Raw genomic sequence first — 12979 nt, 5'->3', positions numbered from 1 at the left:
CGATACTGCCAAATACAACCCGGTACTGGAGCAGGAAACCGGGGAAAGAGGCTTTAAGCCCGTCAATGAAGTGCACCATCGACTGATTGAAGAAAGCGTGCGGCGGTTGACCAAAAATCACCCACCAAATGATATTGGAATTATTGTGCCTTTCAGAAACAGTGTATATAAAGTTCGAAATCATCTTTGGGAAAAAGGATTTGGGGAAATTGAAGTGGGGACCATTCACACCTTCCAGGGCAGGGAAAAGCCCGTTATCATTTTTGATACAGTGATGAGCGGTGAATGGCAAAATGGCGGAATGAGACACTACTCCGTACGCCCCTTTGATGAAAAGAAGAATGGATTATCAGTCCCCAGATTATTGAATGTTGCTTTTTCCAGAAGCAAGGAACTATTGGTTATTATTGCCGACATGCAGCACATCGAGAAAGTATATGGAAATAAATTCTTGGGAAGATTACTGGGTTCAGTTAAAGAAATTTCCATTTGACCCTTCAATTATCGCCTAAGTAGTCATACAAACAACGATTGAGAAAAAATCAGCAATCAATCCAAAAAAAGGTTGAATTAAAGTGCATAACACTCTTATATTTGTGGCTCTCTGAGAAGAGAATTTTATTGATACAGAAGCGGGAATAGCTCAGTGGTAGAGCATCTCGTTGCCAACGAGAAGGTCGCGAGTTCGAATCTCGTTTCCCGCTCCAAAGAAAGGGTAGTTATAGAAATTATAGCTGCCCTTTTTTCATTTAAAACGGGGTTAAAATGCATCAGACCTATATTATTTGCAGCACATCTAAAGATCGGTACTATATTGGTTCAAATGGCGTGGGGGTTGATAAAAGAGTAAGTAGACATAATGAAGGGTAATCAGGGCGGGAATCCCATGGGCTCTAAACGATAAGAGATATTCGTGGATTTGACAGTAAGATTGATATATTGAGTAGGTAAGCTTTTACTGGGAATGCATTCCCTCCCCCCTTTGTTAAATTCAATACATCATAAAACACCAATCAAAAATAGAAACTATTATGCCAACAAAGAAAGCAGATGCTGTTTGGAAAGGAGATTTAAAAACTGGAAACGGGACTATGAAATTGGAAAGTGGTTCCTATGAAGGAAAGTTTAGTTTTGCCACTCGTTTTGAGGATAAATCGGGTTCAAATCCTGAAGAATTGATAGGAGCGGCACATGCAGGGTGTTTCTCAATGGCTTTTTCCAATGAATTGGATAAAGCAGGATTCACCCCAAATTCCGTTGAAACACACGCCGAAGTTACCATTGATGGCGGAGCCGGTGCCATTACCACCATCAAGTTAACGGCAAAAGGGAATGTGCCCAACATTGATGAGGATAAATTTCAGGAGATTGCGGAAGCAGCTAAAAATGGATGCCCTGTTTCAAAAGCATTGGCCGGGGTAGATATTCAACTTGATGCTACTCTTACTAATTAAGTAATTAATTTGTTAAAATTATAGAAAGCCCTTCATATGATGGAGGGCTTTGTTATTTTAGTCCAAATTCAAAAAAGCCGAAAGCCATAAAATTCATTATTAAACATATACTGCTAATCGTTTTTGGCCTATGCTTCTCAAGCCAGGCAATGGCATATACGTATCATTCCCCAATCTATCAGGAAGCAGATACAGTTCGTGTTAATGAATTTATTTCTCAATCTAACCAGGCAAATTTTGCGGGGAACTATGAGGAGGCCATTAAGTTTGCCCTTAGAGCACATAGCATAGCTACTGCCATTGATTATATGGAGGGACAGGCGAAGGCAAAGACTCATTTAATTGATGTGTACATTAACAGGGAAGATTTTCAAAGGGCTATTGATTCTCTAAATAAAGCCATAGATGAATTCCCTCAAAGTAAACAGATGGCACAGTTTTATAACCTGATGGGATCAACTTATGGCAACATGGGGCAACCTTTTGAAGCTGTTAAGGCTTTTCAGACAGCGATGGATTATACAGACCGGCTGCCCCTGCAAGATGCAGATCGAATGAAAGCCAGCCTTCTACACAATTTGGCAACCGAATATGAAGAAACAGGTCAACAAGAAAAGGCTTATCAAAATTTTTTAGAAGCTATTGAATATGCCAAGACGGCTAAAGATTCTACCATGCTAACCATAGCTTATAATAACCTGGGAATGTCTTATGGCAATAATGATAAGCTTGAGAAATCCTTGTATTATTTGGAACAATCCTTAGAAATGGCTGAAGCCCGAAATCTGAAACTTGATATATATCGGGCACGGCAAAACATGGCCAATACCCTCCGTGATATGGGTAGATTTGAAGAGGCACTGAATAATTATGAAATAGCAGAACAAATAATAAGGGAGTTAAGGCCTAACACACCCCCTGCCATTATTTTACACAACCAAGGGAATACCCTGGCGCAAATGGGTAATTATGATGAAGCTGAAGATTTACTTCTTGAGTCTTTAGAAATGTGTGAAAATATGGGAATCCAGCAAGGAATTTATTTCAATAACCATGTATTGGGAAGAATGTACATGGAACAAAACAGATCGGAAGAAGCAATTTATCGCTTGAATATAGCTATAGATGTTGCGAATGAATTTGCCAATATAGGCCTTCTGCAAGACAGCAGAGAGCTTTTATACCAAGCTTTAAGCATGGCAAACAGGTATGAAGATGCATATAGAACATTGAGAGAATTCACAGCGACCAAAGACAGCCTGTACAACATAGAAAAGGAGCGAGAGCTTGCTCAGCTTGAGAATCAACTGGAATTAAATCGACAAAGCGAAATCAACCGGTTATTACAAGAGAAACAAGAGCAACAAGCACAAAAACTTCAATCTCAAAGAATTCTCATAGTTGCCGCTGTACTCATTATAATTTTAGTGTTGGCTATACTGTTTATTATGCGGAAGACAGCGAGAGAGAAAGAAGAAATACTTTCAGAACTACGGGTACGAAAGCAAGAACTTGAAAAATTAAATAAAGCTAAGGATGAACTTTTTGCCATAATAGCTCACGATCTTCGTTCCCCTTTAACTTCAATGCAGGGGATTTTGGAATTGATTAAAAATAATATCCTTTCTCAGGGAGATATGACGACATTAATTGAGGAATTAGAATCTTCCGTCCAAAAAAATAAAGAGGTTATGGAAGACCTTTTAGTTTGGGCAAAGGAACAACTTTCCGGGGTAGAAATGGAAATTACTGAAGTAAATATCAGGGAAGTTACTGAGGGGGTAATGTCTTCTCAGGCATTTGTAGCCAATAAAAAAGGGGTTTCTTTAAATCAGAATATCGAAAAAGATCTTAAGATAAAAGCAGATTACAATGCTCTTAAATTGATACTAAGAAATCTTATTTCCAATAGTATTAAGTATTCAGATAAAGGGGATCAAGTAGATGTTTCTGTCGAGATGAACACAGACTCCATTATATTGATGGTCAGTGATACTGGGATTGGTATTTCTGATGATATCGCTGATAAAATTTTTGAAAGCAAGTCATTTACGAATCAAGGTACCAATAAAGAAATGGGAAGTGGATTTGGGTTAAGCCTCAGTAAAGATTTTGTTGAAAGAATGAATGGCAATATTTGGTTCGAAAGTGAAGAAGGGGTAGGCACTACTTTTTATGTTGAACTGCCGAAATCATAAAAATTAGATTTATTGGTGCTGCAACAGGAAAAATTTCAAATGCTGTATCTATATTAGTATAATCTGAAACAATCTGTATTTATTATTTCATCCAAATCTATACCGGTGTTCTAAGAGATGAACATAAAAAGATTACCTCTACTGTTAGTTGCTGTTCTATTGAGTTCCAGCTCTATATTTGCCTTTCAGAACGAGCAGGCTAAACCCGATACCACCTTAATTAAACTGATGTTACAGGAAGCTTATCAAGCTGAAGAGCAGGGTAATGTGGAAAAAGCCAAAAGATTAGCTAATACAGCAGACTCCTTATCACAACGTATCGATTTTGAAGAAGGTTTAGCCTATGCGACCCTTAGAAAGGGGACGGTTTTAGCCATGGAGCAAAAGTTTGATGCAGCCCTTGCAATGCTGAATAATGGTATTGAGAAATATCCCGGCACACTTGCTGTTCCGGATTTACATGTTGCTATTGGAAATATTCAGCGAACTTTGGGTAATTGTGAGGAATCCATTCGATCATTTGAAGAGGCACTGCAGGTAAGTGATTTGTTTAAGGGGCTGAAGAAGGAAGAATTTAAGGCCGGGGTTAATATGAATATCGGGGGTTGCATGGAAATTTTGGGAGACTATGCCGGAGCCATAGAAAAACACTTAGCAGCCCTGGAATATGCTCAAGCCAATGCCGATACTTCCCTAATGGCTCTGTCACAGATGAACATTGGTAATGTCTATGATGAGCAACAGGACATTGAAAAAGCAGGTTATTATTATGAGCGAGCTATTGAAAATGCGACTTCAATAAACATGGGTAGGGCACTCCCGGGCTTGTATAACAATTTAGCACTCATTCGAGATCAGCAGGAGCGGTTTGAGGAGGCCGAAAATTTATATTTAAATGCCATCAAAACCCAACGAGAAATGTCAAATGGAACTCCTTTTGTACAGAGTATTCACAACCTTGGTACTTTATACCGAAAAATGGGCGAGTATGATAAATCAGAAGAGTACCTGCGTCGGGGATTGTCATTATCTAAAAAAATGAATATTGCGGTAGGACTCTATTACGGAAATATAGAAATGGGATATTTATTTCAAGCCCGCGAAATATATGAAACTGCTATACAGTATTTCGAAAATGCCCGTCAGATAGCCTCCGATTTAGAAAATGATACTTTTTTGAGCGAGGTAAATTAAGATCTATACAAAGTGTACAAAGATGCAGGTAATGCGGAACAAGCACTATATCATCATGAACGGTATAAATCACTTTCTGACAGTTTGAACCAGGTTCAGCAAGATAACGAGCTTGCAAATTTGGAAAGTCAGCTGGAGCTGAACAGGCAAACAGAAATTAATCAGCTGTTGGAAGAAAAGCAGGCTCAACAGGAAGCGCGCATTCAATTTCAGATGATAATGATTGTTGCCGGTGGCGTAATTCTTTTGTTGATAGGAATATTGCTATATACCACTCGGAAATCATCGAAAGAAAAAGAACAGCTTCTTGAAAAAGTAAGGGCTCAAAAGGGCGAGCTTGAGGAGATGAATAAATCAAAAGAACAAGTATTTGCTATGGTTTCACATGATTTGAGATCTCCACTGACTTCAGTTCAGGGTGTAATAGAGTTGATCAGAGATGATGCACTCAAAGGAAAAGATTTAAAAAAGCTTATTGATAGTATCGAAGTCTCGATCCGTGAAAATGTACATGTAATCGAAGATTTGTTGGCTTGGGCCAAAGATCAACTTTCCGGTTTTGACCTGAATCTTCAAAATGTTGAGCTTAAGCCCATTGCCAAGGATGTGCTCACAACTAATTCATTTATGGCAATTCAGAAAAATATAACCCTGGAATCGAGCTTTAACGGGGAAGCAGTATATGCAGATCCAAATGCAATACGGGTTATTTTGCGGAATTTGATATCAAATGCAATTAAATACTCGGAATCGGGTGGCACAGTACAAGTTCTGGCAGAAGAGAAAAGTGATAAAATTCTCCTTTTGGTAAGAGATGATGGAGTCGGAGTTCCCGAATCTTCAAAAGATAAGATATTCAATGGCAACTCATGGACCCGCATAGGAACAAATAAAGAACATGGCTCAGGGTTTGGTTTAAACATGTCCAAAGAATTTGTAGAGAAAATGGAAGGAAAAATTTGGTTTGAAAGCAAAGAGGGAGAAGGCACTACCTTTTATGTGGAATTACCAAAGTCTAATTAATGTGAATAACCTGTCAATAACTTCCGCAACTTCTAATTCCCGAAACCCACAATCATTTCTTATCTTATAGGCTAACCAACATTCATAAGGTTCAAATTGAAAATATGAGCGACAAACCTCGCGAATATTGTGGAATCTACGGTATCTATAATCACCCTGATGCTGCAATTCACACCTACTACGGCCTTCACGCCCTCCAACACCGCGGACAAGAATCAGCTGGTATCGTAACTTCTTTTTATGATGACGAAAAGGAGCGATATGTCATGCCTGCTTATAAAGATTTTGGCCTGGTGCTAAATGTATTTGACAAGTCAAAAGTATTTAAGAAAATCCTAAAGGGTCAAAATGCCATTGGTCACAATCGGTATTCCACCTCAGGGTCTTCAAAAAATCCGGCGAATATTCAGCCATTCAGAGTGCACTACCGAAATGGGAATTTGGCTATAGGTCACAATGGAAATCTTTCCAACGCAAAACAAATCAGAGAGCGGTTTCGGAAGGAGGGGGTTTTATTCCAGAGTACATCCGACACCGAGCTAATTTTACACCTTATTTCTCACAGCTTATATGAAGATCAGCTTGATCAGATTATGGATGCTCTTCGGCAGATTGAAGGTGCCTACTGCCTGGTAATTTTAACCGATGATAAGCTCATAGCCGTTCGCGATCCCAATGGGTTTCGGCCACTTGCACTTGGTAAAGTAGATGGGGCATTCTGTGTAGCCAGTGAAACCTGTGCTTTCGACATTAATGACGCAGAATATATCCGCGATGTTGAACCCGGAGAAGTGGTAGTGATTGATAAAGAGGCTGATGAGACTGGGGAACCTAAGTCATTTCATATTCCTCCTACAAAAGGGACCGGAACCAGTCAGTGTATTTTTGAATATGTGTACTTCTCCCGTCCCGACAGTATGATTTTTGGAGAGATGGTAGATAAAATTCGCAGAAATCTTGGCAAAAAGCTGGCCAAGGAACATCCGCTCAATGAAATCATTAAAAATGATACATCAGGAAAAAGACCGGTTGTGATTTCAGTACCCGATTCCAGTAATACGGCTGCTTTAGGGTATGCTACCGAAAGTCAGAAATTAGGTTACGATTGCCAATATGATATGGGGCTTATTCGAAATCATTATGTGGGGAGAACGTTTATTTCACCCGGACAAAAGTCTCGGGAGCAAAAAGTGCGAACGAAATTCAATCCTGTTCGTGGGGTGATAGAAGGCAGACCCGTAATTATTGTGGATGATTCCATTGTGCGAGGAACTACTTCCCGGTATTTAGTAGATATGATTCGAGACTGTAATCCTGCCGAGGTACATTTTTTAGTGAGCTCTCCTCCAATTATAAGTCCGTGTTATTATGGAATGGATTTCCCAAGCCCGGATGAACTCATTGCCAACAAATTTGATAAGGATATTGAAAAAATGGCTGAGGAAATTGGGGTAGACAGCCTTCGTTATCTCTCTCCGGAAGGACTTGTTGGAGCCGTGAAAGAAGCCAATGATTCCGAATATGACTATTGCACAGCCTGCTTTACCGGCGAATATCCTGTTCCCGTAAATTTTGGTGTAGAAAAAGAGGCAAATGAGCTTATTTAACATACAGCCTGAGTTTGTTACAAGTGCCACAAAGTTAGAAGAATGTCCCACAGAGAGCTTACCTGAAGTTTGTTTTGCCGGAAGATCCAATGTTGGAAAATCTTCTCTGATTAATGTACTGCTGAATAAGAAAAACATTGCACGAACGTCAAATGTGCCCGGTAAAACGCAGCAAATGAATTACTACCAGCTGGGTGACCGTTGTTATTTTGTGGATCTTCCCGGGTATGGATTTGCTAAAGTTCCCAAAAAGGAGCGCGATCGCTGGGGCAAAAATATCAGGGAATATTTACTGGACAGAAAAACACTAAACTTGATAATTCATGTCGTTGATGTCCGTCACGATCCTACACAACTGGATGAGGATTTTTTCTATTGGATGGGCATGAATGAAAAACCTTTTTGTGTGGTATTGTCCAAATCCGATAAACTGTCTCGTAACAAAATGAATCAATCCAAGGCTAAAGTAAGGCGCATCATGAAGGAGATGAATATTGAAGTGCCCATATTGCCTTATTCAGCAGACACCCGGGACGGTATTGATGAAATCAAAAAGCTTATCACTGAGTTTGTTACTGATTAATACAGGTCTTTAAATTTAAATACGTTCAAAAATCATTATTTCGATAACGCTCAGCTAATAGTTTTTCGTTGACGGATTTAAAATCACTCAGCTTTTCTTTGGATGAGGAGGCAATCGTCATTTCCCTCTTACCTAAGGCACCCCTTGTTTTGGCCACATGCCAGCCTGCTGCACACATGGCGCCACGTGCTTTTGAGGCCGCACAATAGGTTGTCAACATCGCTTCACTTGAAGACCAATGGTATAGCTTTTCAAAGACCTCAGACGTCCACAGTTCCGGATTTACATCAGGGGAAAAAGGATCATGAAATATAAAATCGGTATACAGGTTTTCGGGAGTGAAATCCTCAAAATTTCCAACGAATAAGTGTAACTCTATGGGAAGATTATCAAACGGTTTGATGAGGTTTATTCCTGATTTTAGTTCACTAAAAATCTCAGGCAACAGGATGTTTAATTCAGGATTTTTGAGGTGATCAGAAAAGTTAATCTCTTCTGCTACTTGTGGATCAATGGGGAATGCCTCTATGGAATAGAATTTTATAGGAATACTCAAATTATAGGTTTTAACGAGATCCAACAGAAGAAGAAAGTTGAGTCCGGTACCAAAACCAATTTCAAGAATGGTAAGTGATTCGGCTGATTTCAAATATCGGTTCAACCCTGAGGTTTCAAAAAACACGTATAAACTTTCAGAAGCAGCCCCATTGGGATTATGATAAAACTGATCAAATTGGGAAGAGTAGAGTGTTGAGGAGCCGTCTTTGGTTTGATGGATTTCTGGACTCATAAAATATTCCGTTCTTACTTTTAGAAAATTGAAAGTAAGTTTTAATTCACAAAAGATTCATGTTGGTGTAATATGTTTTGGAAAATAAGGGAGCAGAGATGAGAAAGCATACCCAAAATGTATTTTTAGATGCCGGTTTATTTATCGTAATGATAGCATTGATTGGAACCGGAGTTGTTCTCCATTTTGTTTTACCGCCAGGGAGTCGGCAAGAAATTTTTGTTGGCTTAACTCGACATCAATGGGGAGAACTACATTTTTGGATAGCCACGCTTTTTACAGCATTCGTTGTTATCCATTTATGGCTTCATATAAAGTGGATATCAAGTTCATACTTTAAAAAGGGAAAGCGGGGATCTTAGGGCACATCTGAAAATTTTAACATTTTAAATTCAGGCAAACCTGAGAGGCTTTTATGCTTTTAATAACACATTAATTTATTGGCTTTACTGACACTTTACCATAATTGGTCTTAGCAGTAAGCGAGGAGGCCCCACTTCCAATAGTCCCTTTAGCACTTCCGGCAGATTGTGAACCTTCAAAATTAAGATCAGAAGCAATTTTTACCGAGCTCCCGGATAAATCAAAGTCGATATCGCCGTTTTTGGGGATCCAAATTGAAATGGAACCGGCGCTTGTGATAGCTGCAGAAGCACCTCTGTTTTCTAAGAGCCGAAGTTCAATGTTTCCGCCATTCGTTTTAGCATCAACAGATCCGCTGAACTCATAGACTTGTAAACTTCCCCCTGCTGTTTGCATAACTAAATTTCCTGTAGAATTTTCTGAACGGATATTCCCCCCTCTCGAATTCAGGGTAATCGTTCCCTCACCATTCGACAGGGCAATGTGGCCACCTCCCGTTTCAGCATTAATTTCCCCTGATAAATTTTTCAATGTAATATGCCCTCCAAGTGTCTTATACCGCTGAGTTCCTGAGATATTCTCAGAACTCAAATGGCCACCCTGAGTAGTCATCTGTACAGCAATTTCTTTAGGGAGGGTTAGGATGGCGTGGAGTTGAATATTCGTTTCTTGCGGTTTTTTGGAATTGGGTTTCAACTCAATAGCCGCCTTTTCAGGACTAATATTTACCGCAGTACTAATTTTTGACTGAAGTTCCGCACGTGTACTTACTTGTCCTGATGCCTGGATGGTGAGTTTTGATTGAGTTCCCGAATTTCCTTTCACTTCAATGGAGCCGAAAGGGAGCGAGAGAATGGCTTCTTTTAGGCTGGTTGCGTCAAATTCTTTTACATAAACAAAAACACCCGGTGATACAGCCGTCCATCCCCCGGATTCTGCAGAAATGGCCTTATCAATAGAAACGGTGCCTTGCTCCGGGTTAACGGATACGTTTACACTTTCTTGGTCAAATTCCTTCATTACAGCATCGATCTCTGCTTCAAATTCACCCCTGACTTCAGCCGGTAAAATATTGGAAAGGTTCTTTAAATTTTCGAGATTGCGAAGGTTTCTTAAGTTTTCCAGGTTCTCTAAGTTTTGGAGATTCTCGAGGTTTTCCAGGCTTTTAAACCGAAATACCCTGATGTCATCTTCATCAAAGTTAACTTGTATGCTATCGGAAGCTGTAGCTGTTTCAGTAGATTTTTGAGAAGTGCTGTTTTGTTCAATTAAGTAAATGGCAACCCCGACAAAGAGGAAGCCGGCCAATATAATTTCCCAAGAGGAAGTTTTCATAATCGTAGGTTTAGTCGGTTATATCACTGCAGAAAGCAGTACGATAATGCCTGGTAAAAGGTTACGTTCGGATAAAGAATATCCTTATTATCCATCAAACGAAATTGAGAACGTTATCGATGCAATCAAAAATTAAAAAACTATCGGAAGAGTATTTGCAATATGCCATTAAAACAAGATGGTATTTGCATCAAAATCCTGAGTTGAGTTTTAAGGAATTTGAAACTACAAAGTTCATCAAATCGGAATTAGAAAAGCTTGATATCCCACATGAGAGTTCACTTGAAACCGGTTGTATAGGGATTATTGAAGGTGGTATAAAGTCGGATCGTGTAATCGCACTTCGGGCAGATATTGACGCTTTACCTATTTTGGAAGAAGGTGAGGCAAAATCCGCATTTATATCAAAGAACAAAGGGGTAGCTCATTGCTGTGGCCACGATGCACATACCGCAAATTTATTGGCAGCGGCAAAAATTCTAAAAGAACTTCAGGATGAAATTGAGGGAAAAGTGTTGCTGATATTTCAACCCGGAGAAGAGAAATTACCTGGAGGCGGAAAACTGCTCACTGAAACGGGTTTCTTACAAAAACAGGGAGTAGATGCCATTTATGGGTTACATACTTCTCCCATGTACGCAGTGGGAACCATGGCAACAAAGGCAGGTCCGTTGATGGCTTCTACCTCAGAGTTTGAAGTGGAGATTTATGGAAAAGGAGGCCATGCAGCAAGAGCCCACGAGGCCATTGACCCGGTGGTATTAGCTGCACAATACGTGAACGCGGTTCAAACCATCGCAAGCCGCAATGTGGACCCAACGGAGCCTGTGGTTGTGACCATAGGCAAAATAGAAGGAGGTTCGGCTCACAATATTATTCCGGAAAGTGTAAAATTGTGGGGTACCGCGCGAACACTGTCTCCTGATACAGAAAAGTTAGTAATTGAAAAGCTGGATGCTTTGGCAAAGGGTATTACCGAATCGGCCGGAGGTAATTATCACTTTGAGTTTAATCGGGGATATCCGGCAGTAATCAATTCAGAGAAGGAATCTCAAACGGTTTTGAATTCAGCCCGAACGCTTTTTGGTGAAGAAGCTGCTATCGAAATGATGCGCCCCATAATGGCCGGTGAAGATTTCGCTTTTTATCAGCAGCAATTTCCGGGGGCGTTCTTTTTTGTGGGTAGTGGGAGTGAAGAGGCTGACTCAAAATATCCCTGGCATCACTCCAAATACAATGTGGATGATCGTTTCTTTGAGGTAGCTACTCCTTTAATGGTAAGCTTAGTTTTTGATCATCAATGATACAAGCAAACAGATCTTTTTGGGAATCAGAGTTGTATGATCGAACGTTTGATTTGATCATAGTGGGAGCCGGACTCACCGGACAATCCACCGCTTATTTTTATAAGAAAAATAACCCAAATGCCAGCGTGATGGTTATCGATCGTGGTTTTTTCCCGATTGGAGCCAGTACGAGGAATGCCGGTTTTGCCTGTTTTGGATCAGTGACAGAACATATGGCAGATATGAAGATCGAGGAAGAGTCTAAGATTATTGATCGTATTCGGCGCCGTTTTCATGGGTTGAAGTTGTTGAGATCTACTTTGGGGGATGAAAATATTGGCTATCGTGAACCGGGCGCATTCGAGATTTTTACGGATCAAAAAGTTTATGAAAAAGCTTTGGATCATTTGGATACTTGCAATCGCTGGCTGAAAGAAGCCGCAGGAGTTGAGGAGGTATATCAGGCTACAGAGCATAATGGCTTTCCATCCATCAGTATTAAGTATGAAGGATGTCTGCATCCCGGAAAGATGATGCGAACTCTCTATGAGAAGAATCTAAAGTTGGGAGTGGAATTCAGGTGGCAGTCGCAGGTTGAGAAGATCGATAAAAATAATGCATATGTGTTGCTTGAAAATGGAATTGAACTGAGATCAAATAAATTAATTGTGGCTACAAATTCCTTTACCGCAAAACTGCTACAAGACGTGGACATTAAACCCGGCCGGGGATTTGTATTTGTAACCAAACCGATAGAGAATCTTCGCTGGAAGGGGACGTACCATTTTTATGCAGGCTACTATTATTTCCGTGGGGTTGTGGGAAATCGATTTTTACTTGGCGGAGCTCGAAGTTTAGACATTGATGTTGAAACAACAAATGAGTTCGGTAAAAATGATAAGATTAAAAATCATCTTCTAAGCTTTGCAAATGAAGTTTTAGAGTTGTCTGACGGATGGGAAATCGAAACAGAATGGTCCGGTATTATGGGATTCACCTCTACTAAAAGTCCCATCCTAAAAATGATTTCAGATAATACTGCGGTGGTAGCCGGACTCAGCGGAATGGGGGTCGCCCTGGGAATGCAGCTCGGCAAAGAAGCTTCAGTGATAGTTGATAGTTGATACAGTGATTTTCCAATTTTGA

Annotated in this window: 13 protein-coding genes and 1 tRNA gene; 12 read left to right on the top strand and 2 right to left on the bottom strand. The window is 40.0% G+C overall.

Annotated elements, in window-relative coordinates; all coding sequences use genetic code 11:
- From RI561_RS02415 to yihA, 9 genes are all read left to right on the top strand, one after another.
- Positions 1 to 493, top strand: a 493-nt coding sequence (locus RI561_RS02415; RefSeq protein WP_395078622.1) for an AAA domain-containing protein, incomplete at its 5' end; no start/stop codon positions are given.
- Between the two features lie 139 nt (positions 494 to 632).
- Positions 633 to 707 (top strand) — tRNA-Gly (locus RI561_RS02410).
- Between the two features lie 58 nt (positions 708 to 765).
- Positions 766 to 870 carry a GIY-YIG nuclease family protein gene (locus tag RI561_RS02405; RefSeq protein WP_395078621.1) on the top strand — a complete coding sequence of 35 codons (105 nt, stop codon included), beginning with the start codon at positions 766 to 768 and terminating at the stop codon, positions 868 to 870.
- 161 nt (positions 871 to 1031) lie between these two features.
- On the top strand, positions 1032 to 1454 hold the full coding sequence (locus tag RI561_RS02400) for an OsmC family protein (protein ID WP_395078620.1): 423 nt from the start codon (positions 1032 to 1034) through the stop codon (positions 1452 to 1454).
- A 149-nt stretch (positions 1455 to 1603) separates the two neighbouring features.
- Positions 1604 to 3652, top strand: coding sequence for a tetratricopeptide repeat protein (locus RI561_RS02395; RefSeq protein WP_395078619.1), 2049 nt, complete (start codon positions 1604 to 1606; stop codon positions 3650 to 3652).
- A 117-nt stretch (positions 3653 to 3769) separates the two neighbouring features.
- The gene (locus tag RI561_RS02390) at positions 3770 to 4846 is read left to right on the top strand and encodes a tetratricopeptide repeat protein (protein WP_395078618.1); all 1077 of its coding nucleotides are present in this window, start codon (positions 3770 to 3772) and stop codon (positions 4844 to 4846) included.
- A gap of 12 nt (positions 4847 to 4858) precedes the next feature.
- Entirely contained in the window at positions 4859 to 5869 is a 1011-nt protein-coding gene (locus tag RI561_RS02385; RefSeq protein ID WP_395078617.1) for a sensor histidine kinase, read from the top strand.
- A gap of 104 nt (positions 5870 to 5973) precedes the next feature.
- Entirely contained in the window at positions 5974 to 7476 is a 1503-nt protein-coding gene (purF, locus tag RI561_RS02380; protein ID WP_395078616.1) for an amidophosphoribosyltransferase, read from the top strand.
- Complete coding sequence (gene yihA / locus RI561_RS02375; protein WP_395078615.1) at positions 7463 to 8059, top strand: ribosome biogenesis GTP-binding protein YihA/YsxC; 597 nt, start codon at positions 7463 to 7465, stop codon at positions 8057 to 8059. Before purF ends, yihA begins: the two co-directional genes overlap by 14 nt.
- 25 nt (positions 8060 to 8084) lie before the next feature.
- Here the strand turns inward: yihA and mnmD are convergent, their stop codons facing one another.
- Positions 8085 to 8849, bottom strand: a complete 765-nt coding sequence (gene mnmD, locus RI561_RS02370) for a tRNA (5-methylaminomethyl-2-thiouridine)(34)-methyltransferase MnmD (protein ID WP_395078614.1) — start codon at positions 8847 to 8849, stop codon at positions 8085 to 8087.
- Positions 8850 to 8947: 98 nt separating this feature from the next.
- On the opposite strand from mnmD, the gene RI561_RS02365 reads away from it, so the two are divergent.
- The gene (locus RI561_RS02365; RefSeq protein ID WP_395078613.1) at positions 8948 to 9211 is read left to right on the top strand and encodes a DUF4405 domain-containing protein; all 264 of its coding nucleotides are present in this window, start codon (positions 8948 to 8950) and stop codon (positions 9209 to 9211) included.
- Between the two features lie 70 nt (positions 9212 to 9281).
- Here RI561_RS02365 and RI561_RS02360 read toward each other — a convergent pair whose 3' ends face one another.
- Positions 9282 to 10547 carry a DUF4097 family beta strand repeat-containing protein gene (locus tag RI561_RS02360; protein ID WP_395078612.1) on the bottom strand — a complete coding sequence of 422 codons (1266 nt, stop codon included), beginning with the start codon at positions 10545 to 10547 and terminating at the stop codon, positions 9282 to 9284.
- Between the two features lie 119 nt (positions 10548 to 10666).
- Here RI561_RS02360 and RI561_RS02355 point away from each other — a divergent pair, with 119 nt between their 5' ends.
- Both RI561_RS02355 and RI561_RS02350 read left to right on the top strand, forming a co-directional pair.
- The gene (locus RI561_RS02355; protein ID WP_395078611.1) at positions 10667 to 11851 is read left to right on the top strand and encodes a M20 family metallopeptidase; all 1185 of its coding nucleotides are present in this window, start codon (positions 10667 to 10669) and stop codon (positions 11849 to 11851) included.
- Positions 11848 to 12957 carry an NAD(P)/FAD-dependent oxidoreductase gene (locus RI561_RS02350; protein ID WP_395078610.1) on the top strand — a complete coding sequence of 370 codons (1110 nt, stop codon included), beginning with the start codon at positions 11848 to 11850 and terminating at the stop codon, positions 12955 to 12957. Before RI561_RS02355 ends, RI561_RS02350 begins: the two co-directional genes overlap by 4 nt.
- Positions 12958 to 12979 lie beyond the last annotated feature (22 nt).

Origin of the sequence: Gracilimonas sp., from assembly GCF_031581265.1 — a bacterium.
In the GTDB taxonomy this organism is placed as follows: Bacteria; Bacteroidota; Rhodothermia; order Balneolales; family Balneolaceae; genus Gracilimonas.
The sequence above is the reverse complement of the archived record's forward strand: the minus strand, read 5'-3'. Positions and strand labels throughout refer to the sequence as shown.

Bases quoted from the DNA above. Each gene is read 5' to 3' on its own strand.
- RI561_RS02355 (WP_395078611.1), top strand. From the start codon at position 10,667: ATGCAATCAAAAATTAAAAAACTATCGGAAGAGTATTTGCAATATGCC.
- RI561_RS02395 (WP_395078619.1), top strand. From the start codon at position 1,604: ATGGCATATACGTATCATTCCCCAATCTATCAGGAAGCAGATACAGTT.
- purF (WP_395078616.1), top strand. From the start codon at position 5,974: ATGAGCGACAAACCTCGCGAATATTGTGGAATCTACGGTATCTATAAT.
- yihA (WP_395078615.1), top strand. From the start codon at position 7,463: ATGAGCTTATTTAACATACAGCCTGAGTTTGTTACAAGTGCCACAAAG.
- RI561_RS02350 (WP_395078610.1), top strand. From the start codon at position 11,848: ATGATACAAGCAAACAGATCTTTTTGGGAATCAGAGTTGTATGATCGA.
- RI561_RS02365 (WP_395078613.1), top strand. From the start codon at position 8,948: ATGAGAAAGCATACCCAAAATGTATTTTTAGATGCCGGTTTATTTATC.
- RI561_RS02400 (WP_395078620.1), top strand. From the start codon at position 1,032: ATGCCAACAAAGAAAGCAGATGCTGTTTGGAAAGGAGATTTAAAAACT.
- RI561_RS02360 (WP_395078612.1), bottom strand. From the start codon at position 10,547: ATGAAAACTTCCTCTTGGGAAATTATATTGGCCGGCTTCCTCTTTGTC.
- RI561_RS02405 (WP_395078621.1), top strand. From the start codon at position 766: ATGCATCAGACCTATATTATTTGCAGCACATCTAAAGATCGGTACTAT.
- mnmD (WP_395078614.1), bottom strand. From the start codon at position 8,849: ATGAGTCCAGAAATCCATCAAACCAAAGACGGCTCCTCAACACTCTAC.
- RI561_RS02390 (WP_395078618.1), top strand. From the start codon at position 3,770: ATGAACATAAAAAGATTACCTCTACTGTTAGTTGCTGTTCTATTGAGT.